Below are 22,508 nucleotides of genomic sequence, written 5' to 3'. Positions count from 1 at the left end.
CGGCGATGAAATGCGCCAGGATTGGGCGATGGCCCGAATATTGATGTTGCTGCGGGCTGCTGGGTTCGTCTTGACGCTGGCCTGGGCCGGCCCGGCCATGGCGCAGGTGCAGCCCTGTCCGCCGCCGGCCAAGCAGCCGCCCGCCGGCTCGCCGGTGCTGCTGCGCTGCATGGAGATCGTCGCGCACCCGGTCAACGAGACGCTCGTCGACGGCCAGACCTACGCCTTCTACATCCGCACGCCGCAGCCCGACTCCGCGAACGACCGGTGGGTGCCCTACAACGAGGAGTCGATCCTCGCCGACTTCAACAGCCTCTGGAAGACCAACTTCCTCGAGAACCTCTGGATCGAGGTGCTCGACGAGCCGTACGACAACGGCATCCAGGGCAAGCACGTCATCTTCCACATCGAGGAGCGCAACCGCGTCAAGGCCGTCGACTACGCGCCGGTGGGGCCGGGCGCCAAGCTCCGGGTGGACGTGTCGAAGATCGACAGCACGTTGAAAGAACGGAACCTCGAGATCAGCCTCGACACGTTCGTCGACGAGGCCACGATCCGCAAGGTCGTCGGCGTCATCCGCGAGCTCTACGCGGAGCAGGGGTACAACGACGCGATCGTCGAGCCGACGATGCGCGAGGTGGCGGGCGGCAGCAAGCTGGTCGATCTTCGCTTCAACATCCGCGAAGGGCCGAAGGTGCGGCTGCGTGAGGTCGTCTTCGACGGCAACAAGGCGATCACCGACGATGATCTGCGCGGCCAGTTGAAGGAGAACCGGCCGCGCTCGCGGATCCTGATTCTCGTCGGCGGCGGGCAGTACCGCGAGGACAAGTTCGCGGAGGACGCCGAGAAGCTGGGCGAGTACTACCGGGATCGCGGGTATGCCGGGGCGCAGATCGGCTCGCCGCAGATCGAGACGCTCGAGGTCACGGCCGACGGCAAGACGCGGTGGATCCGGCTGCGCGTGCCGGTCGAGGAAGGGCCGCAGTTCCGCGTGGGTGAGTTCACGATCACCGAGGCCAAGGCGCTTCGCGGCGAAGGCCTGCGGCCGTTCTTCGAGCTCAAGGAAGGCGACATCTACAGCCTGAAGAAGCTGCGGCAGGGATTCGAGAAGCTCAAGGAGCTCTACGGGGCCTTCGGCTACTACCAGTGGGCGCCGGATCCCGAGCTCAAGCCGCGCGGCGTCGACGAAGAGACCGGCAAGCTGCCCGAGGGCGCGCCGCCCATCATGGACATCAACGTCAAGATGAACGAAGGGAAGCAGTTCTTCGTGAACCGCATCACCTTCGTCGGCAACCACACGACGCGCGATCCGGTCATCCGGCGCGAGCTGCGGATTGCCGAGGGCGCGGTGTTCAACAGCGAGGCGTTGAAGGAGAGCGTGCGCCGTCTCAACCAGCTCGGCTACTTCAAGCCGCTCAAGGGCGTGGAAGGCGAGATGGACGTCACGCCCGCGCCGGGCATGGACGACAAGCTCGACGTGAAGATGCGGGTGGAGGAGCAGAACCGCAACTCCATCGCGTTCGGCGCCGGCGTCTCGCAGTTCGAGGGCGTCTTCGGCCAGCTCTCGTTCCAGACCTCCAACTTCCTGGGCCGCGGCGAAACGCTCGGCATCTCGCTGCAGAAGGGCGCGCGCGCCCGGCAGTACCAACTCTCCTTCAGCGAGCCGTACCTCTGGGATCGGCCGATCACCGCCGGCTTCGACGTGCACAGCCGCCAGTACATGTTCATCGGGCAGTACACGCAGCGGTCGAGCGGCGGCAACGCGGTGCTCGGTCTGCCGCTCGCCGATTACACGCGGCTCTTCCTCGGCTACTCGTACGAGCAGATCTCGGTGTTCGACGTGAACCCGGCCTACACGAGCCCGCAGGTGCTGCAGTTCAATCCGTACCTCGCCGACTCGCTCCTGATCGGGCAGGGAGGTCAGCGGACGGTCAGCAAGGTCTCGCCGAGCCTCGTCTTCAACACCGTCAACCAGCCGATCTTTCCGACCGCCGGCCGCCGCTACTCGGTCGCGTTCGACTTCGCGGGCCTCGGCGGCAACACGTCGTACAACCAGGTGAGCCTCGAGGGCATCTGGTACTTCAAGCTGCCGAAGACGATGTCGCTCGGCTTGCGGGCCCAGACGCAGTACATCCGCCCCTACGGCACGACGACGTCGCTGCCGATCTTCGAGAAGGTGTTCCTCGGCGGCGAGTACAACATCCGCGGCTACGATCTGCGCAGCATCTCGCCGCGCGACCCGTACTCGGGCGTGCTCGTCGGCGGCAACAAGTCGGTCGTGCTCAACGCCGAGTACTACATCGACATCGGACAGGTCCGGGTGCTCGCGTTCTACGACGCCGGGCAGGTGCGCGACGTGGGCCAGCCGTTCCGGCGCTGGGAGCCGGTCCGCGCGACGTTCGTGCCGGCCGATCCGATCCTGGTGAACCTCGGCGCGACGTCGAACCTGCTGACGGAGATCGGGGCGATCCGCACCGAGACGATCGGGCGCGTGAGCGCGACGCGGACGTCGACCGGCCTCGAGGCGCGCTTCATCGTGCCCTTCATCAACATCCCGTTCCGCCTCATCGCGGCCTACAACCCGCAGCGGCTCGGCGTGATCAACAACAACGGTTTGCAGACGCCGCGCTTCACGTTCCGGTTCGCGGTCGGCACGACCTTCTGATGGGAGATGGCATGCGTGTCCCGTTCTTGCGCGCCGCGGCCGGCGTGCTGCTCTTGGCGGTCCCCGTCGTCCTCGCGGGCTGCGACCGGACCCAGGACCCGCTGACGCCGACCACGCCGGTCGCGGTCGAGGTCAGCGAACCCGACTTCACCGGCACGCTGACGATCAACGGCGGTGCGACGCGGAACTTCACGGTCTCGAACATCGGGATCATCACGATCACCATCGCCGACCTGCAGCCGAACCGGTCCGACGCGTCGCTGAGCATCGGCGTCGGGCTCGGCATCTGGAACGGCACGTCGTGCCAGTTGTTCGGCGCGCCGTCGCTCTTCAACGACAACGCGGGCGTGGGGAGCGGCATCGCCGGGTACGCCAACGGCGCCGGAGAGTTCTGCGTCCGCGTGTACGACGTCGGCCAGCTCACCGAGCCCGTGGCGTTCACGGTCGGCATCAAGCACTACTGAGGGATGGACGCGCGGCGGTCTCGGGGCGTCTCCGGCCGGCCCGGCCGGAGGGCTGCGGGGCCGAGCGCCTCTGATAGGATGTAGCGATCATTTCGGGCGGCGGGCCCCGGTGAGGGGCGCCGATCGCCGTGAAGGTGCCGCAGATGAAGTGCACAGTCCTCGGAACGATACTCACCGCGCTGGCCATCGCGGCGCCTGCCGGCGCCGCGGCGCAGCAGGCGCCGGCTCGTCCGGCGCCCACCGCTCCGGCACCGGCCGCCCCGGCGCCGCAGACCGCAAAGCCGGCGCCCGCCGCGCCGGCCCAGGCACCCGCGCCGGCTCCCGTCCAGGAGCCGTTCCCTGCCGACGCGAAGATCGCGTTCGTGAACATGCAGTACGTCGTGCAGGAATCCCGGTTGGGCAAGACCGGCCAGGAAAGGATCCAGGCGCTCGTCACCAAGCAGAACGCGGATCGCGCGGCGAAGAACGGCGAAATCCAGAAGCTGCAGCAGGAGATCCAGTCGGGCCAGTCCGTCCTGTCGGCGCAGGTGTTGGCGCAGAAGAACGCCGACCTCGACCGGTTGACGCGCGCCGCGCAGTTCGACGAACAGCAGCGGCAGGTGGATCTGAACAACCTCAACGAACAGTTGCTCGACGAGTTCCAGGAGAAGGTGCTGCCGATCATCGAGCAGATGCGCAAGGAGCGCAACCTCTGGCTCGTGATGACGGCCGGTGACGGGTCGGGCATCGCGGCCGTGCACCCCGGCATCAACCTGTCGCTCGACGTCGTCAAGCGGCTCGATGCGGTCAAGTAGCTCCGGCCTCGCGCCGCGCCGGGCATCCCGTCCGACCTCGTCCATCGTTTTCGGTTACAGTCTGTAGCCGCGCGCGGCGGACGAGGTCGTGGTCCGTTTGCGTTCGTACTCATGAACATCCCCGCAGTCCTGGATCGGCTCTCCTACCGCTATCCCTCGGTGCTGGTGGACGGCATCGTCCGGCACGATCCGCGGCAGTCGCTCGTGGCGATCAAGAACGTCACCGTCGGCGAGGAGTTCTTCCAGGGGCACTTTCCCGGCGCGCCGCTCATGCCCGGGGTGCTCATGATCGAGTCGTTGACGCAGGTGGCCACGCTGCTCGTGGCCGGCGGCGACCCGGCGGTGACGCGCGCGCGGCTGCGCGGCGTCGACAACGCCAAGTTCCGCCGGCAGGTCGTGCCTGGCGATCGGCTCGAGCTGCAGGTCAGGGCCGGCCGCCGCCGCGGATCGATCGCGCGCGTGCTCGCGACCGCGTCGGTCGAAGGTCAGGTCGTCGCCGAAGCCGAGCTCGTGATCGTCGTCGAGCGCGCGGACTGCGCGGCCGGGCGCGTCGTTCACGACACCGCCATCGTGGACCCCGGCGCCCAGATCGGCGAGGGGACGACGATCGGGCCGTACGCGACGATCGGGCCGAACGTGCGGATCGGACGGGGGTGCCGCGTCGGGGCGATGACCGTCATCGACGGCGACACGGTGATCGGCGACGAGACGGAGATCTACCCGTTTGCGTCGGTCGGCCTCGCGCCGCAGGATCTGAAGTTCAAGGGCGAGCGGACGCGGCTCGTGGTCGGCCGGCGCAACGTCTTCCGGGAGTTCGTCACCATTCATCGCGGCACGGCGGGCGGCGGCGGCGAGACGACGATCGGCGATCGCAATCTGTTCATGGCGTACGCGCACGTGGCGCACGACTGCCACGTCGGCCACTCGAACATCTTCGGCAACGCGGCCACGCTCGGCGGGCACGTGGTCGTCGAGGACTACGCGACGATTAGCGCCTATTCCGGCGTGCACCAGTACTGCCGGGTCGGCCAGCACGCGTTCATCGGCGGCTACACCGTGGTCACGCGCGACGCGCTGCCGTACGCGAAGACCGTGGGCAACCGCGCGCGCATCTACGGCGTCAACACGATCGGGCTGGCGCGGCGCGGATTCTCGCCCGAGCTGATCAACAAGCTGCGGCGGGCCTACCGGCACCTCGTGCAGCACAACACCAGCCGCGCGCTCGAGCTGATCGAGCGCGACCCGTCGCTCGCGGCACCGGAGGTGGCCTATCTGGTCGCCTTCATCCGGTCCGCGCAGCGCGGCGTCATCCTGCGGCGGCCGTCGAAGCGGGTGGACGATCTGCTCGACAGCGAGTAGGAGCCAGTCGAACGGCCATGCCCATCGGGCTCATCGCCGGCAACGGCACCTTTCCGTTTCTCGTCCTGCGCGCGGCGCGCCAGCTCGGTCACGACGTCACCGTCGTCGCCATCGAGGGCGAGGCGTTTCCGGCTCTGACCCAGCTCGCGGCCGAGCTCGGCGGCACGTCGATCCACTGGATTCCGCTCGGCAAGCTGGGCACGTGCATCGCGATCCTGCGGGAGGCCGGCGTGTCGCAGGCGGTCATGGCCGGCCAGGTCAAGCACGTGAAGCTGTTCACCGACGTGATGCCGGACCTGACGCTCCTCGGCGTGCTCGGCCGGCTGGCGACGCGCAACACGAACTCGCTCATCAGCGGGATCGCCGAGGCGCTGCAGCAGCACGGGATCGCGCTCATGGACTCGACGGCGCTGCTGTCCGACCTGCTGGCGGGCGCGGGCGTGCTCACGAAAGTGCAGCCCTCCGAGGCGATGACGGCGGACTTCGCGTTCGGCTATCGCGTCGCCGACGTCGTCGCCGGGCTCGACATCGGGCAGACGATCGTGGTGAAGGATCGGGCGGTCGTGGCGGTCGAGGCGATGGAGGGCACCGACGCGGCGATCCAGCGGGCCGGTGCGTTGGCCGGCGCCGAGACGCGCATCGTCAAGGTCGCGAAGCCGCGGCAGGACATGCGGTTCGACGTGCCGATCGTCGGCGTCGCCACGATCGCGGCCATGCGGGCGGCCGGCGCCGACGGGCTGTCGATCGACGCCGGCCGGACGCTCGTGATCGACGGCGACGCCTTCGTCCGCGCCGCCGACGCGGCGGGCATCGTCGTCGTCGGGAGGGCGCAGCCGTGACGACGGATGCCGCGCTGCGCGTGGCGGTCGTCGGCGTCGGCCATCTCGGCCGCCATCACGCGCGGCTGTTCGGTGCGATGCCTGGCGTCGAGCTCGTCGCGGCCGTGGATCTCGTCGCGGAGCGGGCGCAGGCGGCGGCGCACGCCTCCGGCGCGCTGGCGCTGACCGACCTCGACGACGTGCTCGATCGCGTGGACGCCGTGTCGATCGCGGTGCCGACCGTCGACCACCTGCGCGTTGCACGCCGCTGCCTCGAGCGCGGCATCCACGTGCTCGTCGAGAAGCCGATGGCGGCGTCGCTCGACGAGGCCGACGCGATGATCGCGGCCGCGGCCGCGTCGGGCGCCACGCTCGCCGTCGGGCACACCGAGCGGTTCAACCCGGCGTTTCGCGCGGCGCTCCCGGGCCTGGCCCACCCGCGCTTCATCGAGGTGCACCGGCTGAGCGGGTTCCCGGAGCGGAGCCTCGACATCGACGTGATCTTCGACGTGATGATTCACGACCTCGACATCGCGCTCGCGGCGGACCCGAGCGGTGTGATCGACGTCGAGGCCGTCGGCGTGCCGGTGCTGACGCAGAAGATCGACATCGCGAACGCGCGGCTGAAGTTCGCGTCGGGCTGCGTCGCCAACATCACGGCGAGCCGCATCAGCCGCGACAAGATTCGGAAGCTCCGGTGCTTCCAGCCGGATCGCTACGTGTCGGTGGATTACGCCGCGCAGGAGCTCGAGGTCTGGAAGCTGGAGCCGGGGCCCGACGGCCGCCCGGCCATCGCGGGCGGCCGCGTGCCGGTCGAGCGCGACGAGCCGCTGCGGCTCGAGCTGGCCGACTTCGTGGAGGCGATTCGCGGCCGGCGGCCGCCCGGCGTGCCGGGTACGGACGGGCGCCGCGCGCTCGCGCTGGCCACCCGCGTCGCCGAGGCGATCCGCGCCGAGACGCCGGCTCCGAGGCCGTAGGACTCAATCCCATGTTCCAGGACATCACGTCGTTCATCGCCGAGATCGAGCGCCGCGGAGAGTTGGCGCGCATCCGCCCTTCCGTCGACCCGCACCTCGAGATCGCCGCCGTCACCGATCGCGCCTCGAAGTCGCCGGGTGGCGGACCGGCGCTGCTGTTCGAGACGCCGGCGGGCGGCTCGATGCCCGTGGCGACGAATCTCTTCGGCTCGATGTCGCGCATCTGCCTGGCGCTCGGCGTGACGCACCTCGACGAGCTGGCGAAGGAGATCGAGGAGCTGACGACCCCGCCGATGCCGCGCGGCTTCATGGACGCGCTGAAGCTCATGCCGCTCGTGACGCGGCTCACGGACCTGATGCCGAAGACCGTCAAGGACGCGCCGTGCCAGGAGGTCGTGAAGATGGACGGCGGTCTCGACGAGCTGCCGGTCCTGACGTGCTGGCCGGAGGACGGCGGCCCGTTCATCACGCTGCCGCTCGTCATCACGCGCGACCCCGAGACCGGCATGCGCAACATCGGCACCTACCGCATGCAGGTGTTCGATCGGCGCACGACCGGCATGCACTGGCAGCGCCACAAGGGCGGCGCGCAGCATCATCGCGTCGCCGAGCGTCTCGGCCGTCGTCTCGAGGTCGCGGTCGCGCTCGGCGCGGATCCCGTCCTCATCTACTCGGCGACGGCGCCGATGCCCGAAGGCCTCGACGAGCTGATGCTCGCCGGCGTGCTGAGCAAGCGCCGCGTGGAGCTCGTCAAGTGCCGGACGGTCGATCTGGAAGTGCCGGCGACGTCGCAGATCGTCCTCGAAGGCTACGTGGAGCCCGGTGAGCGCCGCCGCGAGGGGCCGTTCGGCGACCACACCGGCCTGTACTCGCTCGCCGACGACTTCCCAGTGTTCCACCTGACGTGTCTCACGATGCGGAAGAAGCCGGTCTACGTCTCGACGGTCGTGGGCGTGCCGCCGATGGAGGACTACTACCTCGGCAAGGCGAGCGAGCGGATCTTCCTGCCGCTCATCCGCAAGACGCTGCCCGAGATCGTGGACATGCACTTTCCAGCCGCCGGCATCTTCCACAACCTGGTGATCATCTCGATCGACAAGCGGTATCCCGGGCACGCGCGCAAGATCATGAGCGCCGTCTGGGGGCTCGGCCAGCTCATGTTCTCGAAGTGCGTCATCGTCGTCGACAAGGACGTGAACGTGCACGACGAGGCCGAGGTCACGTGGATTGCCGGCACGCACGTGGACCCGTCGCGCGACATCGAGATCACCCGCGGGCCCGTCGACGATCTCGACGACGCGGCGATCGCGCCGGCGTACGGCGGCAAGATGGGCATCGACGCGACGCGCAAGCTGCCGGCCGAGGGCGGCACCCGCGAGTTCCCGAAGCGCCTCGTGACGAGCGAGCAGGCCCGCCGCCGCGCCGACGACATCTGGGCCACGATCGGCAGGACCAGCAGGACGCAAGGGACATGACCGAGACGATCATCGACCTCGAAGCGAAAGCCGCCGCGGGGGGGGCGCTGACGCGCGCCGACGCCGAACGCGTGCTGCGCTCGCTCGATCTCATCAGGGTCGGCGTGCTCGGCGAATCGGCGCGCCGCCGTCGTGCGGGGCTCGACGTGACGTACGGACGGGTGGCGATCGTGCCGCTGGAGGGCGGTGCCGATCCGTCGGTCGGCCATGCCGGCGAAGTGCGCATCGCCGGCCGCCCGACGTCGCTCCGGCAGGCGTGTGAACGCGTCTCGGCCCTCGCCGCCTTGGCCGGCGGCGTCCCGCTCACCGGCTTCTCGGCCGCCGATCTGTTCGACCTCGCCGGCGGAGACTACGGCGGCGTCGCGGAGTCGGCCGCACGGCTTCGCGCGGCTGGACTCGAGGCCGTCGCCGAATGTCCGGTCGATCGTCTCGCCAGCGTCGCGACGGCGGTCGGCGTGATCCGCGCGCTCCGGCAGGGTGGCCTCGCCATGCGACGGCTCACCGTCGATCGCGCGTCCGGCGCCGATCGCCTCGACGTCGTCTTCGCCGCCGACGCCATCCAGCGGGACGTGCAGGGCGTCGCGGCGTTCGCACCGCTGCCGCGTCGCGACCCCGTCGACGCCCCGTCCACGGGGTACGACGATGTGCGGACGATGGCGGTGGCGGCGCTCGTCTGCCGCGACATCCGGTTCATCCAGGCCGACTGGCTGCTCTACGGCCCCAAGCTCGCGCAGGTGTCGATCGCGTACGGCGCGAACGACATCGACGGGATCGATCCCGTGGACTCGCCGGACCAGGGGCCGCGGCGGTCGGCGAAGGAAGAGATCGCGCGACAGATCCGGGCCGCGGGCGGCGTGCCGGTCGAGCGCGACGGCCGATACGAGCGCCGCCCGTGAGCCGGCCCGTCCGTCTCGGCGCGGTCAACTACCTCAACGTCCGCCCGCTCGTGTACGGGCTCGACGCGCGGCCCGCCGCCGTGTCCCTGCGGTTCGATTCGCCCGCCGACTGCGCGCGGCTGCTCGCCGCGGGCGCGATCGATCTCGGGATGATTCCGTCGATCGCGTATCTCGACCGCCCGTCGGACCGCGTGGTGCCGGGCGTCTGCATCGGCGCCGACGGCCCGGTCGCCTCCGTGGCGCTCTTCACGCGCCGGCCCGTGCCCGCGATCGCCACGATCGCGCTCGACACGTCGTCGCGGACCTCGTCCGTGCTCCTGCGGATCCTGTGTGCGCGCGCCTTCGGGATCGCACCGGCGTTCGTACCGCATGCGCCCGATCTGACGGCGATGCTCGCGGTCGCGGACGCAGCGCTGCTCATCGGCGACCCGGCGCTCTTCGTCGATCAGCGGGCGTTCGGCGCGGAGAAGATCGATCTCGGCGAGGCATGGCGCGCGATGACGGGCCTGCCGTTCGTCTTCGCGTTCTGGGCCGGCCCCGACTCGCCCGACGTGCACGCGGTCGTGCCGGTCCTGCAACGGGCCGCCGATGCGGGCATGCGTCACACGCACGTCATCGCGAAGGAATACTGCGCTTCGCATCCGGAGGACGTGCCGCTGGCGCAGGCCTACCTCGAACGGAACCTCATGTTCCACCTGGACGAGCGGGCCCTGGCCGGTCTTCGGACCTATTACGCCGAAGCCGCGGCGCTCGGGCTGATTCGTGCGGCGGCCGACCTCTCCTTCTTCGCCGGGCCGGGTGCGCGATAATGAACCGCATGTCGGTCGAGGCCATCGCACGGCGGTTCGAGGTGGAGCGGCGCCTCACGTGGGACGAGGCGCTCGAGCTGTACCGCGACGCGCCGACTGAGCTCATCGGCCGGCTGGCCGACGACGTCCGCCGCCTCAAGCATCCCGAGGGCGTCGTCACCTACATCATCGACCGGAACGTCAACTACACGAACGTCTGCGTCGCGCGCTGCAGGTTCTGCGCGTTCTATCGCCCGGTCGGGTCGAGCGAGGGCTACACGCTCGGCTTCGACGAGATCTTCCGCAAGATCGACGAGACGATCGCGCTCGGCGGCGAGCAGTTGTTGCTGCAGGGCGGGCACAACCCGGACATCCCGCTGCAGTGGTACGACGATCTCTTCCGCGCGGTGAAGCAGCGGTATCCCGCGTTCCGCCTGCACGCGCTGTCGCCGCCCGAGATCATCCACCTCGCGCGGCTGTCGCAGTTGCCGGTGCCCGCCGTGATCGAGCGGTTGGTGAGCGCGGGTCTCGACAGCGTCCCGGGCGGCGGCGCCGAGGTTCTCGTCGACCGCGTGCGGCGGCTCCTCAACTGCTACAACAAGGCCACGGCCGACGAGTGGCTCGACGTCATGCGGCACGCGCACCGCGCCGGGCTGCGCACGACGGCGACGATGATGTACGGCACGGTCGAGACGATGGAGGAGCGGCTCGAGCACCTGTTCAGGCTTCGCGAGCTGCAGGACGAGACCGGCGGCTTCACCGCGTTCATCACCTGGAGCTATCAGCCGCAGCACACCGAGCTCGGCGGCGCGGAAGCGACGGCCGTCGAGTACGTCCGGACGCTCGCGCTGGCGAGGCTCGTGCTCGACAACTTCGACAACCTGCAGGCGTCCTGGGTCACCCAGGGCGGGAAGGTGGGGCAGCTCAGCCTCGCCTACGGCGCCAACGACATGGGCTCCGTGATGATCGAGGAGAACGTCGTGCGCGCGGCCGGCGCGGCGTACTGCATGGACGAGCACGAGGTGGTCCGCAACATCGAGAACGCCGGATTCACCGCCAAGCGCCGCAACATGCACTACGAGGTGCTCGGCGATCCCATGTTCCGCTCGCGCGAGGTGCCGCGGATGCTCGAGCTGGCGGTGGCGCGGGGAGATGGGCGGGGCGGCGAGGCCGACGACCTCCGCGGCTACGAGGCCCGCAGCCTGGCGGCGAGACGTCTTCGGACGGCGCCGCCGTCGTGAACCCGCATGACGGGCGTGAGGGTGTTTCGCGCGCGCTGGCTCCTGCCGATTGACGGCCCGCCGCTCGACGGCGGTTGGGTCGCGACCCGGAGCGGCACGGTGATCGAGGTCGGGCGCGGCGCGGCTCCAGGCCCTGCCGACGATCTCGGGGACGTGGCCCTCTTGCCCGGCCTCGTCAACGCTCACACCCATCTCGAGCTGAGCGGCCTGGCAGGACGGGTCCGGCCCGCCGACAGCATGGTGGCCTGGATTCGGGCGATGCTCGCTGAACGCATGGCGGTGCCGCCGGCGAGCCCGGCGAACGTCGCCGCCATGCAGGCGGCGGTGGCCGAGATGCAGGCGACCGGTACCGTGCTCGTCGGCGACGTCTCGAATTCGCTCGCGAGCGTGCCGGTGCTGCGCGAGGCCGCATTCGACGCCGTCGTGTTCCACGAGCTGATCGGCTTCGACGCCGCGGACCCGGCCGCGATGGTGCGCGACGCCTCGTCGCGCGCCATCGCGGCCGAGGCCGAGCCGCCACCCGACATCCGCCTCAGCGTCGTGGCCCACGCGCCGTACTCGGTGGCTCCCGCGCTCTTCACCGAGATCGGTCGCTGGCCGCAGACGACGCCCCGGTCGGTGCACCTCGCGGAGTCGGCGGAGGAGATCGAGTTCCTGCGGAGCGGCACCGGGCCCTTCCGTCGTCTGCTCCGCGAGCTTGGCGCGTGGACCCCGGCCTGGACGCCGCCGGGCTGCGATCCGGTCGAGTACATGAAGCGCGTCGGGTACCTGTCGCCCGGGATGCTGGCCGTCCACGGCGTCCATCTCACGGACGACTGCCTGGCCAGGCTGGGCGAGGCCGAAGCGGTGCTCGTGACCTGCCCGCGGAGCAACGAGTGGGTGGGGGCCGGAATTCCTCGGCTGTCGCACTTCTACGCGGCCGGCGTCCCCGTGGCGATCGGCACCGACAGCCTCGCGTCCGCGCCGACGCTGAACCTGTTCGACGAGCTTGCCGAGATCCGGCGCATTGCGCCCGATGTGTCGGCCGCATCGCTGCTCGAGAGCGCGACGCGGATTGGCGCCGAGGCGCTCGGCTTCGGCCGCGCGTACGGCACGATCGCGCCGGGGAAACGGGCGCGGTTCGTGGCGGTCGCGGTTCCGCCCGGCACGGCCGATGTGGAAGAATACCTGGTCGCTGGCGTGCCGGCCACGGCCGTCAGACCCGTCAGCGGCTGACATGCTCGCGCGCCTCCAGACCTACGCGTCGTTCGTCCGGTTCAGCCACTCGGTGTTCGCGCTGCCGTTCGCGCTGACGGGCGCCTTGCTCGCCGGCCGTCTCGTGTCTCTCGATCCGATGCGGCTTCTGTGGATCATCGTCTGCATGGTGGCGGCGCGGAGCGCGGCGATGGGCTTCAACCGGCTCGTGGACGCCGTGTACGACGCGCGCAACCCGCGCACCGCGATGCGCGAGCTGCCTCGCGGCGCGATGTCACGCCGCGAGGCCGCGCTCTTCGTGATCGCGTCGTCGGCGGTGTTCGTGGCCGCCACCGTCCCGCTCGGCCCGGTGTGCCTCGCCCTGTCGCCGCTGGCGCTCGCGATCGTCTTCTGGTACTCGCTCGCGAAGCGCGTGACGACGTACACGCAGCTCTTCCTCGGGCTGGCGATGGCGGTCGCGCCGGTGGGCGGCTGGATTGCCGCGGGCGGGCCGCTGCGTCCGGAGCCCTGGGTGCTCGGCCTCGCGATCGGCTCGTGGGTGGCGGGATTCGACGTGCTCTACGCGTGCCAGGATCTCGAGTTCGATCGGCGTGAGGGGCTCCGGTCGATCCCGGTGACGTTCGGCGTCCGCCGGGCAATCTGGATCTCCCGCGGCCTGCACGTCGTCACGGTGCTGGCGCTGGCCGTGGTCGGACGGCTGGCCGGGCTCGGCCCGGTCTACGCGGCCGGCCTCGCCATGGTGGCGGCGCTGCTCGTGTACGAGCAATCGCTCGTGAGCGCGGCCGACCTGTCGCAGGTCAAGCGCGCGTTCGACCTGAACGCGTGGGTCGGCGTGCTGTATTTCGTCGCGACGTGCGCGGACGTGCTCACGTCGTGAGCGCCCGAACGGAGCCGGCGGGCGCGAGCGCCAGGCGCGTGGCCGTCGGCGTCACCGGCGCGAGCGGCGCGATCTACGCCGTGCGCACCATCGCGGCCCTCCTCGAGCTGGGCTGCGAGCTCGACATCGTGTTCAGCGACTACGGACGCCGGCTGCTCATGGACGAGCTCGGGCCGGACGCGAAGGTCGAACGGCTGCCCGAGTTGCTCGCGGCCAAGTACGGCGATGGTGTGGCGCGCGGCAGCTTTCGCTTGCTCGGCAACCGTGATCTCGGTGCCTCGCTGGCGAGCGGAAGCCACCGCTGCGAGAGCATGGTCATCGTGCCGTGCTCGATGAAGACGCTCGCCGCCGTGGCGCAGGGGCTGTCGCGCAGCCTCATCGAGCGCGCGGCGGATGTCATGCTCAAGGAGCAGCGGCGGCTCGTGGTCGTACCGCGCGAAACGCCCATGAGCCTGCCCGCGCTGCGCAACATGGTCGCGTGCGCCGAGGCGGGCGCGATGGTGCTGCCGGCGATGCCCGCCTTCTACCAGCGGCCGAAGACGATCGACGACCTCGCGGACTTCATCGCGGGCAAGATCCTGAACGCGCTGGGCTTCGACCAGCGGCTCTTCCCTGCGTGGAAGGGCGAATGACGGTTTCGATCTCCAAAGATCCCGGGCGCATCGCGGGCATGTTCGACGCGATCGCCCGCCGCTACGACACGCTCAACCACCTGCTCAGCGCCGGCCTCGATCGCCGGTGGCGCGCGCGAGCGGTACGGGCGCTGTCGCTGACCGGACACGAGCGCGTGCTGGACATGTGCACGGGCACGGCGGATCTCGCCATCGAGGCGGCGACCTCGGCGTCGGGACGCGCGGCGGGCGTCGTCGGCATCGACTTCTCGGGCGAGATGCTCGGCATCGCGCAGCGAAAGGTCAGGGCCGCCGGCCTGGCGGCGCGCGTGCAGGTCGCACGGGCCGATGCCACGCAGGTACCGCTCCCGGACGCATCCATGGATGTCGCCATGGTGGCGTTCGGCATCCGGAACGTGGTCGACCCGCGCGCGGCGTGCGCCGAGTTCTTCCGGGTGCTGCGGCCAGGCGGACGGCTCGCGATCCTCGAGTTCGGCGCGCCGGCGTTGCCCGGCCTGCGCCAGGCGTATCTCTGGTACTTCACGCACGTGCTGCCGCGAATCGGCGGGCTCGTCTCGAAGCACGGGGACGCGTACGCGTACCTGCCGGCCTCGGTCCTCGAGTTCCCGTCGGGGCAGGCGTTCGGCGCGATGCTCCGCGAGATGGGCTTCGCGAACATCCGCGTCGAGCCGCTCACGTTCGGGATCGTCTATCTGTATCTTGCCGTCAAGCCCGACGCCCAACCGGCCGCGTCCCGCGTCTGAACACCAGGAGCTCGCCCGGGCCCCGCGTGGCACCGTCCGACCGCCGGCCGTATACTGCGAGACAAGTTACTGATGTACCTGGACTTCGACGATCGGCCAGACATCCCCCGTGTGCCGCAGGCCATCTCGGTGCGCGAGGGCGTGCTGCTGTCGATCATCGTCCACCTCGCCTTCGTGATCTTCCTGCTCGTCGCGCCCGCCGAGTGGTTCGAGGCGGCGCCCGAGGAGGCCGCGCAGGCCGAGCAGCAGGAACCGCTCCGGTTCGTCCAGGTGATGCCGCTCATCGACCGCCGTCAGATTCCGAATCCGGAGGCCGACCGGTCGGAGTTCGACCTGCGGGCGAAGCCGACGCCCGTGCCGGCGCCCGATGCCGCGCCCGCGCCGCCAGCGCCCGACGTGCCGCGGACGGAGCCGGCGCCGGGTCCCGAGACGCCAGACCCCCTGGCGCCGTCGCCCTCGACCCTGGGCGCGATGGCCCCGCCCGAGCCGGAGCGCCCGCCGCCGCCGCGGCCGAGCGGCAGCCTGGGCAACGCCTTCCGCGACCTGGGCCGCTACCTCCAGGAACCGCAGGTCAGCGCGCAGCAGCCGGGGATCGGCGAAGGCGACTCGGGTGCCGACGTCGAGATGCTCGACTCGAAGGGGCGGCCGATCGAGGGCATCGACTTCGGGCCGTGGATGCGCCGCTTCGCCGCGCAGATCCGCCGCAACTGGATCATCCCGCAGGTCGCCGAGATGTCGCGCGGCCGCGTCGTCGTCACCTTCACCGTTCTCCGCAACGGCACGCTCATCGATCTCCAGGTCAGGCAGCCGGCGGCCATCGGCGCGCTCACGCAGGCCGCCGTCACCGCGCTCAAGCTGTCGAACCCGACGTCCGTGCTGCCGGCCGAGTACCAGGACGATCGCGTGCTCTTCACGGTCACGTTCCACTACAACGAGCCGCTCCGGGATCGGCAGTGACGCGGCTGGTGGCGGTCGTCGGCCCGACGGCGTCGGGCAAGACGGCGCTCGGCGTCGCCCTGGCATCGGCGTTCGGCGGGGAAGTCGTCTCGTGCGATTCGACGGCGGTGTATCGCGGGCTCGACATCGGCACCGACAAGCCGACGGAGGCCGAGCGGCGCGCCATCCCTCACCATCTGATCGACGTCGCGGCGCCCACCGAGATCTACTCGGCGGCGCGGTACGCGGCCGACGCCGCGGCGGCCATCCACGACATCGCCGCGCGGGGCCGGCTGCCGATCGTCGTCGGCGGCACCGGCTTCTACTTTCGGGCGCTGACGAGAGGTCTGTTCGCGGGGCCCGCGCGTGACGAGCGCATCCGGCGCCGGCTCGAGCGCGTGGCCGAGCGGCGCGGCACGGCGTCGTTGCACCGCTGGCTCACCCGGGTCGACTCCGCGTCCGGCCGGCGCGTGCTGCCGGGCGATCGCAAGCGGATCGTGCGCGCACTCGAGGTCTACCTGCTCACCGGCCGGCCGCTGACCGACCACTTCGGCGAGACCAGGTCGCCGCTCGGCGCGGCGGACGTGTGCGCCATCGGCCTGCGCGTCTCGCGCGCGCTGCAACTTGCACGCGTCGCCCGCCGCGTCGACGAGCAGTTCGCGCGCGGCGTCGTCGCGGAAGTCCAGCGATTGATCGCCGCCGGCGTACCGCCGGATGCCCACGCGTTCAGCGGTCTCGTGTACCGGCAGATCCTGGATCTGCTGGCGGGCGTGCGCGACGAGGCGGCGACGCGCGCGCTGATCGTGCGCGAGAACATGCGCTACGCGAAACGGCAGATGACCTGGTTCCGCAAAGAGCCGGGCGTGACGTGGCTCGATGCCGAGGCCGGGGGCGACGCCGCGGCCGCCATTCAATGCGTGGGACGCTGGCGGGAGGAGAAGCGCTGAGCGTCGCGCCGCCGCGCAGGCCGATCGCGCCAGCCCGGCGATCGCCGCTCGCCGCCGCCTCGTTGGCGAGGTGGTCCGCGCGCTGGCCTGCCTCTTCAAGAGGCGGTTGTTTCGAGGCCGACGTAGCATAATCGTGACGTGTCGATCATCGACTCCGAGCCCCGGCTCGACGCCATGACGGGCGGCACGCGCGTGTCACACCTCGAGGCGGCTCGAGAGTGCCGGGCATGACGATCCGTGAACAGCTCGAGGCGCGCGAGCGCGAGTTCCTCGCGCCACAGGCAGCGCGGAGCGCCGCGAGCCGGGGCCGCCGCCGGCCCGAGCGCGAGGACCCGATCCGCCCGGCGTTTCAGCGCGACCGCGATCGAATCATCCACTCGAAGGCCTTCCGCCGGCTCAAGCACAAGACGCAGGTCTTCTTCGCGCCGACCGGCGATCACTACCGCACGCGCCTGACCCACACCCTCGAGGTCTCCCAGGTCGCCCGGAGCATCGCGAAGGTGCTCCGCCTGCACGAAGAGCTGACCGAGGCGATCGCGCTCGGACACGATCTCGGCCATCCGCCGTTCGGCCACGCGGGCGAACGGGTGATCGACCGGCTCGTGCCGGGCGGGTTCAGCCACTACGCGCAGAGCCTGCGCATCGTCGATCTGCTGGAGAACGGCCGGCAGGGATTGAACCTCACGTGGGAAGTGCGCGACGGGATCGCGCGCCATTCCAAGGGCAAGCACGGGCTGCCCGTCGGCGCGCCCGCCGCCGATCGCGCGAGCACGATCGAAGGGCAGATCGCGCGCGTGGCCGACATCATCGCGTACGTGAACCACGACATCGACGACGCGGTGCGCGCCGGCGTGCTGGAGCCGGCAGCGTTGCCGGCGTCGGCGACGGCCGTGCTCGGCGAGACGTCGTCTCAGCGCATCAACACGATGGTCACCGACGTCGTGCACCGGACGCTCGACGCCGGGCTGGCCGAGATCCGGATGAGCGACGAGGTCCTCGACGCCACGCTCGCGCTGCGCAGCTATCTCTTCGACGCCGTCTACGAGAATCCCAGGGCGACGGCCGAGTTCGAGAAGGCGTCCGGTGTGCTCGGCGGGATCTGGGGGCGCATCAGGCAGCGTCCCGAGCCGTATCTGGATCCCGCAACCATCGCCGAGGAAGGGCTCGACGCGGCCGCCAGGGATTTCGTGGCCGGGATGACCGACCGCTATGCCGTGGCGCTCTTCGAGGAGCTCTTCGTGCCGAGGTCCTGGAGCGTCTGATGCTCGCCTCGCGGCTACCTACCTCATGTCGCACCGGTCGGGCCGCGCCAAGGGCGACGCGAGGCGTGTGGAACGGCCCGGCCCCTGGGCGCTGGGCCGGATCGCCGCCCGATGTAAAATAGACGTTTGCCCGAGCTCCACCGGGGGCGTTCGATGAGTATGTGGCTCGACCTGAACCGAATCCGTGCCGGCGTGGAGCATGTCGTCAGGCGGCTCGCGCCCGCGGAGTTCGCCGGCGACGACCAGTTCCGCGTGGTCGCACCGGTCGACCTCGATGTCGAGGTGACCAAGGACGCGAGGAAAGTCCGGCTGACCGGGCGGGTGAAGACGACGATCGCCACCGACTGCAGCCGATGCCTCGAGCCGTTCGAGATTCTGGTGGACGCGCCGATCGACTCGATCTTCCTGCCCGCGGCCGAGAACGTCGCCGGCGACGACGAGCAGGTGGCCTCCGAGGATCTCGGCGTCTCGTACTACCGTGAGGACGTGATCGACCTCGGGGAAGTCGTGCGCGAGCAATGCTACCTGGCGCTGCCGATGAAGCCGCTGTGCCGGGCCGACTGCCTGGGGCTCTGTCCGGTCTGCGGGATCAACCGCAATCGGGAGAGCTGCACGTGTCAGGTGGAGTGGGTGGACCCCCGGCTCGACGCGTTGCGCCAGTTGAAGGGGCATTTTCAGTAGACGCGATCCGGATGCCCGGCGGGCTGCGGGCGCCGAATCGCCGTTCGACATCACCAACGACCCAGAGTGAGAGCAGCCGAGCAGTCATCCCATGCCGAATCCCAAGCGACGACACTCCAAGACCCGCACCGCCAAGCGCCGCACGCACGATGCGCTCAAGCCGATCGGCACGAGCGAGTGCCCACAGTGCCACGAACTGCGCCCGCCGCATACGGTCTGCCGTAATTGCGGGTACTACCGCGGCCGTCAGGTTCGCGCCGTCGACGAGGAATAAGCGGCTCGTCCCGTGCCTCCAGTCGTCGCCGTCGACGCGATGGGCGGGGACCATGCGCCGGCCGCCATCGTGGACGGTGCGATCAGGGCGGTGCAGCGGCTCGACGTCCGCGTCGCGCTCGTCGGCCCCGCGGCCGTGCTGCGCGACGAGCTCGAGCGCTATGCGGCGTCGGAGACGGCGGCCGTCTCGATCGTCGACGCGCCGGACGTCGTCGGCATGGCGGAGCCGCCGCTCGTCGCCCTGCGCCGCAAGCCGCGCAGCTCGATTCGCGTGGCGACGGCGCTCGTCGCCTCGCGCGGCGCCGATGCCGTCTTCAGCGCCGGGCATTCGGGCGCGACCGTGCTCGCGGCGCGCGGCGCGTTCGACCTGCTGCCCGGCGTCGACCGTCCGGCGCTGGCCGTGACGGTGCCGACGCTGACGGGCGCGGCGGTGCTGCTCGACGCCGGCGCGAACCTCGAGTGCCGGCCCGAGCACCTGGTGTCGTTCGCCCGGCTCGGCGCGGCGTACGCCGCCGTGACGCTCACGGCCGATCGGCCCCGCGTCGGACTGCTGTCGATCGGCGAGGAGGCCGGCAAGGGCAACGACCTCATCCGCGAAGCGCACGCGCGCCTGCAGGAGGCCGATCTCAACTTCATCGGCAACCTCGAAGCGCGGGAGCTCTTCACGGGGCGGGCCGACGTCGCCGTCTGCGATGGCTTCACCGGCAACATCACGCTGAAGGTCGGCGAGGGCCTGGTCGAGGCGCTGGAGGTCATGCTGCGCGAAGAGCTGGGCGCCGCGCTCGTCTCGCAGATCGGCGCGCTGCTCACGCGGCGCGCCTTCCAGCGGTTCCGCCAGCGCGTCGACTACGCGGAGCACGGCGCGGCGCTGCTGCTCGGCGTCGGCGAGCTGACGCTCATCGGACACGGCCGGTCGTCGTCGCGCGCCGTGGAGAGCGGGATCGCGACGGCGGCGCGGCTGATCGCCGGGCGGGTGCTGCCGCGCGTGCGCGACGACCTGGCGGCGCGCGCGCGATGAGCGCGCGGTTGCGCGGCGTCGCCGCCGTGTGCTGAAGTAGGCAGGTTGTGATGGGCACGATGACGGGACGCGTGGCGCTGGTCACCGGCGCCTCTCGCGGGATCGGCCGCGCGATCGCGCGGGCGTTCGCCGCGCGCGGGGCGCGCGTGATCGCCGCGGCGCGCGGCGATCACGCGGCCGCCGTGGCCGCCGAGATCGGCGAGGCCGGCGGCCTCGCCGACGCGGCGGCGCTCGACGTGACCGACGACGACGCCGTCGGCCGCCTGGTGGCCGACATCGTGAGCCGGCACGAACGGATCGACGTGCTCGTCAACAACGCCGGCATCACGCGCGACCAACTGATGCTGCGGATGAAGCGCGACGACTGGGACGCGGTGCTGGCGACCAACCTGACGGCCGCGTTCGCGTGCTCGCAGGCCGTCCTGAAGCCGATGGTCAAGCAGCGCTACGGGCGCATCGTCAACGTGACGTCGGTCGTGGGGCAGTCCGGCAATGCCGGACAGGCGAACTACGCCGCGTCGAAAGCCGGCCTGATCGGCCTGACCAAGGCGATGGCGCAGGAGGTCGCGTCGCGTAATATCACCGTGAACGCGGTCGCTCCGGGACTGATCGACACCGACATGACGAAGGCGATCTCCGGCGCGGCCCAGGCCGACTGGGCGTCGCGGATTCCCGCGAGGCGGCTGGGCACGCCCGAAGAGGTCGCGGCCGCCGTGGTGTTCCTTGCCTCGGACGAGGCGGCGTATATTACGGGGCACGTGCTCGCGGTCAACGGTGGCATGTACATGTAGCGCGGCGGCGCGCCGGACCCGCACGTGACGAGCGGGCTGAAGCCACGGCGGGGCCCTCGGCTGCGCCGATGCAGGAGGATTGAATGGCGGTTGCGGATCAGGTGAAGAAGATCATCGTCGAACAGCTCGGAGTGGACGAGGAGGAAGTGACGCCGGACGCGTCCTTCGTCGACGATCTGGGGGCCGACTCGCTCGACACCGTGGAGCTCGTCATGGCGTTCGAGGAGGAATTCGGGATCGAGATCCCCGACGAGGACGCCGAGAAGATCACCCGCGTGAAGGAAGCCATCGAGTACATCGAAGGCCACGCCAAGAAGAAGTAGGGATACGGACGACGTGTCGCGCCGAGTGGTGGTGACCGGGGTCGGACTGCTGTCGTCCGTCGGCCTCGGAACGCAGGCAACCTGGGACGCGCTCTGCGCGGGCCGGAGCGGCATCGGGCCGATCACCCATTTCGACGCGTCGGACTTCTCGGCGCGGATCGCGGGCGAAGTCAAGGGCTTCGATCCGCTGCAGTTCGTGGATCGCAAGGACGTCAAGAAGATGGACGTCTTCATCCAGTTCGCGATCGCGGCGGCGGACTTCGCCGTCGCCGACGCGCGGCTGCGGGTGACGCCGGACATCGCCGACGAGGTCGGGGTGTTCATCGCCTCGGGCATCGGCGGGTTCAGCACCATCGAGCGCGAGCACAGCGAGCTGCTGAAGGGCGGGCCCCGCCGGATCTCGCCGTTCTTCATCCCGGCGTCGATCATCAACCTGGCCGCCGGTCAGGTGTCGATTCGTCTCGGCGCGCGCGGGCCGAACCTCGCGACCTGCACGGCCTGCACGGCGTCGGCGCACGCGATCGGCGAGTCGTTCGAGATCATCCGCCGCGGCGACGCCGACATCATGATCGCCGGCGGATCCGAGGCGTCGATCACCCCGATGGGGGTCGGTGGGTTCGCCTCGATGCGGGCGCTCTCCACGCGCAACGACGAGCCCGCGAGGGCGAGCCGGCCGTTCGACAAGGACCGCGACGGCTTCATCATCGGCGAGGGCGCCGGCATGCTCGTGCTCGAGGAGCTGGAGACCGCGCGCCGCCGCGGCGCGCCCATCTATGCCGAGATCGCGGGCTACGGGCTCTCGGCCGACGCGTTCCACCTCACCGGTCAGCCGCCAGACGCCAACGGCGCCGTGCGGTCGATGCGGATGGCGCTCCGCAAGGCCGGCGTCCAGCCGGACGAGATCGACTACATCAACGCGCACGGCACCTCCACGCCCATCAACGATCCGACCGAGACGCTGGCGGTCAAGACGACGTTCGGCGAGCACGCGTACCGGCTCGTCATGTCGTCGACCAAGTCGATGACCGGCCATCTGCTCGGCGCGGCCGGCGGCCTCGAAGCCGGCATCACGGCGCTCGCCGTCAAACACCAGATCGCTCCGCCGACGATCAACCTCGACGAGCCAGATCCTGCGTGCGATCTCGACTACGCCCCCCACGTCAGTCGCACGATGGCCATCCGGTACGCCTTGTCGAACTCGTTCGGCTTCGGCGGCACCAATGGCACACTGTTGCTGAAACGGTACGAGGACGGCCAGTAGGCGTCAGGCCACCGCCGGCCTCACAAGGACCCAGGACCCAGGACCCAGGACCCGGGACCCAGGACCCGGGACCCGGGACCCGGGACCGTCTCT

23 protein-coding genes are annotated in these 22,508 nt (G+C 70.5%); all 23 read left to right on the top strand.

The features are described 5' to 3' along the window. The first annotated feature begins 28 nt into the window (after positions 1 to 28). The 23 genes from bamA (at position 29) to fabF (ending at position 22,415) form a co-directional block, all read left to right on the top strand. Positions 29 to 2,665: an outer membrane protein assembly factor BamA gene (gene bamA / locus IT184_06110; GenBank protein ID MCC7008371.1), complete on the top strand. Its 2,637-nt coding sequence runs from the start codon at positions 29 to 31 to the stop codon at positions 2,663 to 2,665. Positions 2,666 to 2,676: 11 nt separating this feature from the next. Then, positions 2,677 to 3,129: a hypothetical protein gene (locus IT184_06105; protein MCC7008370.1), complete on the top strand. Its 453-nt coding sequence runs from the start codon at positions 2,677 to 2,679 to the stop codon at positions 3,127 to 3,129. 143 nt (positions 3,130 to 3,272) lie between these two features. Then, positions 3,273 to 3,923 carry an OmpH family outer membrane protein gene (locus tag IT184_06100; GenBank protein MCC7008369.1) on the top strand — a complete coding sequence of 217 codons (651 nt, stop codon included), beginning with the start codon at positions 3,273 to 3,275 and terminating at the stop codon, positions 3,921 to 3,923. A 111-nt stretch (positions 3,924 to 4,034) separates the two neighbouring features. After that, entirely contained in the window at positions 4,035 to 5,282 is a 1,248-nt protein-coding gene (gene lpxA / locus IT184_06095; protein ID MCC7008368.1) for an acyl-ACP--UDP-N-acetylglucosamine O-acyltransferase, read from the top strand. A 17-nt stretch (positions 5,283 to 5,299) separates the two neighbouring features. After that, positions 5,300 to 6,121, top strand: a complete 822-nt coding sequence (gene lpxI, locus IT184_06090; GenBank protein ID MCC7008367.1) for a UDP-2,3-diacylglucosamine diphosphatase LpxI — start codon at positions 5,300 to 5,302, stop codon at positions 6,119 to 6,121. Beyond that, the gene (locus IT184_06085; protein MCC7008366.1) at positions 6,118 to 7,077 is read left to right on the top strand and encodes a Gfo/Idh/MocA family oxidoreductase; all 960 of its coding nucleotides are present in this window, start codon (positions 6,118 to 6,120) and stop codon (positions 7,075 to 7,077) included. The genes lpxI and IT184_06085 overlap by 4 nt, the downstream gene beginning before the upstream one ends. An 11-nt stretch (positions 7,078 to 7,088) precedes the next feature. Beyond that, on the top strand, positions 7,089 to 8,552 hold the full coding sequence (locus tag IT184_06080; GenBank protein MCC7008365.1) for a menaquinone biosynthesis decarboxylase: 1,464 nt from the start codon (positions 7,089 to 7,091) through the stop codon (positions 8,550 to 8,552). Then, complete coding sequence (locus IT184_06075) at positions 8,549 to 9,448, top strand: hypothetical protein (GenBank protein MCC7008364.1); 900 nt, start codon at positions 8,549 to 8,551, stop codon at positions 9,446 to 9,448. Before IT184_06080 ends, IT184_06075 begins: the two co-directional genes overlap by 4 nt. Beyond that, positions 9,445 to 10,257 (top strand): menaquinone biosynthesis protein, encoded by an 813-nt coding sequence (locus IT184_06070; GenBank protein ID MCC7008363.1) that lies wholly within the window; start codon positions 9,445 to 9,447, stop codon positions 10,255 to 10,257. Before IT184_06075 ends, IT184_06070 begins: the two co-directional genes overlap by 4 nt. Positions 10,258 to 10,265: 8 nt before the next feature. Beyond that, a complete protein-coding gene (mqnC, locus tag IT184_06065; protein MCC7008362.1) occupies positions 10,266 to 11,477 on the top strand; it encodes a dehypoxanthine futalosine cyclase in 1,212 nt (403 codons plus the stop codon). Positions 11,478 to 11,492: 15 nt separating this feature from the next. Further along, entirely contained in the window at positions 11,493 to 12,692 is a 1,200-nt protein-coding gene (locus IT184_06060; protein ID MCC7008361.1) for an amidohydrolase family protein, read from the top strand. A 1-nt stretch (position 12,693) separates the two neighbouring features. After that, on the top strand, positions 12,694 to 13,548 hold the full coding sequence (locus IT184_06055) for a UbiA family prenyltransferase (GenBank protein ID MCC7008360.1): 855 nt from the start codon (positions 12,694 to 12,696) through the stop codon (positions 13,546 to 13,548). Then, positions 13,545 to 14,180, top strand: coding sequence for a UbiX family flavin prenyltransferase (locus IT184_06050; GenBank protein MCC7008359.1), 636 nt, complete (start codon positions 13,545 to 13,547; stop codon positions 14,178 to 14,180). The genes IT184_06055 and IT184_06050 overlap by 4 nt, the downstream gene beginning before the upstream one ends. Further along, positions 14,177 to 14,923 (top strand): bifunctional demethylmenaquinone methyltransferase/2-methoxy-6-polyprenyl-1,4-benzoquinol methylase UbiE, encoded by a 747-nt coding sequence (ubiE, locus tag IT184_06045; GenBank protein MCC7008358.1) that lies wholly within the window; start codon positions 14,177 to 14,179, stop codon positions 14,921 to 14,923. The genes IT184_06050 and ubiE overlap by 4 nt, the downstream gene beginning before the upstream one ends. A gap of 72 nt (positions 14,924 to 14,995) precedes the next feature. Further along, positions 14,996 to 15,880, top strand: coding sequence for a TonB family protein (locus IT184_06040; GenBank protein ID MCC7008357.1), 885 nt, complete (start codon positions 14,996 to 14,998; stop codon positions 15,878 to 15,880). Continuing rightward, positions 15,877 to 16,806 (top strand): tRNA (adenosine(37)-N6)-dimethylallyltransferase MiaA, encoded by a 930-nt coding sequence (gene miaA, locus IT184_06035; protein MCC7008356.1) that lies wholly within the window; start codon positions 15,877 to 15,879, stop codon positions 16,804 to 16,806. Before IT184_06040 ends, miaA begins: the two co-directional genes overlap by 4 nt. 227 nt (positions 16,807 to 17,033) lie before the next feature. Then, entirely contained in the window at positions 17,034 to 18,068 is a 1,035-nt protein-coding gene (locus IT184_06030; GenBank protein MCC7008355.1) for a deoxyguanosinetriphosphate triphosphohydrolase, read from the top strand. Between the two features lie 153 nt (positions 18,069 to 18,221). Further along, the gene (locus tag IT184_06025) at positions 18,222 to 18,749 is read left to right on the top strand and encodes a DUF177 domain-containing protein (GenBank protein MCC7008354.1); all 528 of its coding nucleotides are present in this window, start codon (positions 18,222 to 18,224) and stop codon (positions 18,747 to 18,749) included. A 91-nt stretch (positions 18,750 to 18,840) separates the two neighbouring features. Next, positions 18,841 to 19,023, top strand: coding sequence for a 50S ribosomal protein L32 (gene rpmF / locus IT184_06020; GenBank protein MCC7008353.1), 183 nt, complete (start codon positions 18,841 to 18,843; stop codon positions 19,021 to 19,023). Positions 19,024 to 19,035: 12 nt separating this feature from the next. After that, the gene (gene plsX, locus IT184_06015) at positions 19,036 to 20,040 is read left to right on the top strand and encodes a phosphate acyltransferase PlsX (GenBank protein ID MCC7008352.1); all 1,005 of its coding nucleotides are present in this window, start codon (positions 19,036 to 19,038) and stop codon (positions 20,038 to 20,040) included. 50 nt (positions 20,041 to 20,090) lie between these two features. Then, positions 20,091 to 20,831 carry a 3-oxoacyl-[acyl-carrier-protein] reductase gene (gene fabG, locus IT184_06010; GenBank protein ID MCC7008351.1) on the top strand — a complete coding sequence of 247 codons (741 nt, stop codon included), beginning with the start codon at positions 20,091 to 20,093 and terminating at the stop codon, positions 20,829 to 20,831. Between the two features lie 83 nt (positions 20,832 to 20,914). Then, positions 20,915 to 21,154 carry an acyl carrier protein gene (gene acpP, locus IT184_06005; protein ID MCC7008350.1) on the top strand — a complete coding sequence of 80 codons (240 nt, stop codon included), beginning with the start codon at positions 20,915 to 20,917 and terminating at the stop codon, positions 21,152 to 21,154. Between the two features lie 13 nt (positions 21,155 to 21,167). Further along, positions 21,168 to 22,415, top strand: a complete 1,248-nt coding sequence (gene fabF, locus IT184_06000) for a beta-ketoacyl-ACP synthase II (protein ID MCC7008349.1) — start codon at positions 21,168 to 21,170, stop codon at positions 22,413 to 22,415. Positions 22,416 to 22,508 lie beyond the last annotated feature (93 nt).

This window comes from Acidobacteriota bacterium (assembly GCA_020853395.1).
GTDB lineage: Bacteria > Acidobacteriota > Vicinamibacteria > Vicinamibacterales > SCN-69-37 > JADYYY01.
This window is presented reverse-complemented; position numbering and strand designations above follow the sequence as displayed.

What these genes read in the sequence shown, in the direction of transcription:
- fabG (MCC7008351.1), top strand. Translation starts at nt 20,091, where the DNA reads ATGGGCACGATGACGGGACGCGTGGCGCTGGTCACCGGCGCCTCTCGC.
- lpxI (MCC7008367.1), top strand. Translation starts at nt 5,300, where the DNA reads ATGCCCATCGGGCTCATCGCCGGCAACGGCACCTTTCCGTTTCTCGTC.
- mqnC (MCC7008362.1), top strand. Translation starts at nt 10,266, where the DNA reads ATGTCGGTCGAGGCCATCGCACGGCGGTTCGAGGTGGAGCGGCGCCTC.
- rpmF (MCC7008353.1), top strand. Translation starts at nt 18,841, where the DNA reads ATGCCGAATCCCAAGCGACGACACTCCAAGACCCGCACCGCCAAGCGC.
- IT184_06040 (MCC7008357.1), top strand. Translation starts at nt 14,996, where the DNA reads ATGTACCTGGACTTCGACGATCGGCCAGACATCCCCCGTGTGCCGCAG.
- IT184_06055 (MCC7008360.1), top strand. Translation starts at nt 12,694, where the DNA reads ATGCTCGCGCGCCTCCAGACCTACGCGTCGTTCGTCCGGTTCAGCCAC.
- bamA (MCC7008371.1), top strand. Translation starts at nt 29, where the DNA reads ATGGCCCGAATATTGATGTTGCTGCGGGCTGCTGGGTTCGTCTTGACG.
- lpxA (MCC7008368.1), top strand. Translation starts at nt 4,035, where the DNA reads ATGAACATCCCCGCAGTCCTGGATCGGCTCTCCTACCGCTATCCCTCG.
- acpP (MCC7008350.1), top strand. Translation starts at nt 20,915, where the DNA reads ATGGCGGTTGCGGATCAGGTGAAGAAGATCATCGTCGAACAGCTCGGA.
- ubiE (MCC7008358.1), top strand. Translation starts at nt 14,177, where the DNA reads ATGACGGTTTCGATCTCCAAAGATCCCGGGCGCATCGCGGGCATGTTC.
- IT184_06025 (MCC7008354.1), top strand. Translation starts at nt 18,222, where the DNA reads ATGAGTATGTGGCTCGACCTGAACCGAATCCGTGCCGGCGTGGAGCAT.
- IT184_06100 (MCC7008369.1), top strand. Translation starts at nt 3,273, where the DNA reads ATGAAGTGCACAGTCCTCGGAACGATACTCACCGCGCTGGCCATCGCG.
- IT184_06080 (MCC7008365.1), top strand. Translation starts at nt 7,089, where the DNA reads ATGTTCCAGGACATCACGTCGTTCATCGCCGAGATCGAGCGCCGCGGA.
- IT184_06075 (MCC7008364.1), top strand. Translation starts at nt 8,549, where the DNA reads ATGACCGAGACGATCATCGACCTCGAAGCGAAAGCCGCCGCGGGGGGG.
- IT184_06105 (MCC7008370.1), top strand. Translation starts at nt 2,677, where the DNA reads ATGCGTGTCCCGTTCTTGCGCGCCGCGGCCGGCGTGCTGCTCTTGGCG.
- IT184_06030 (MCC7008355.1), top strand. Translation starts at nt 17,034, where the DNA reads ATGACGATCCGTGAACAGCTCGAGGCGCGCGAGCGCGAGTTCCTCGCG.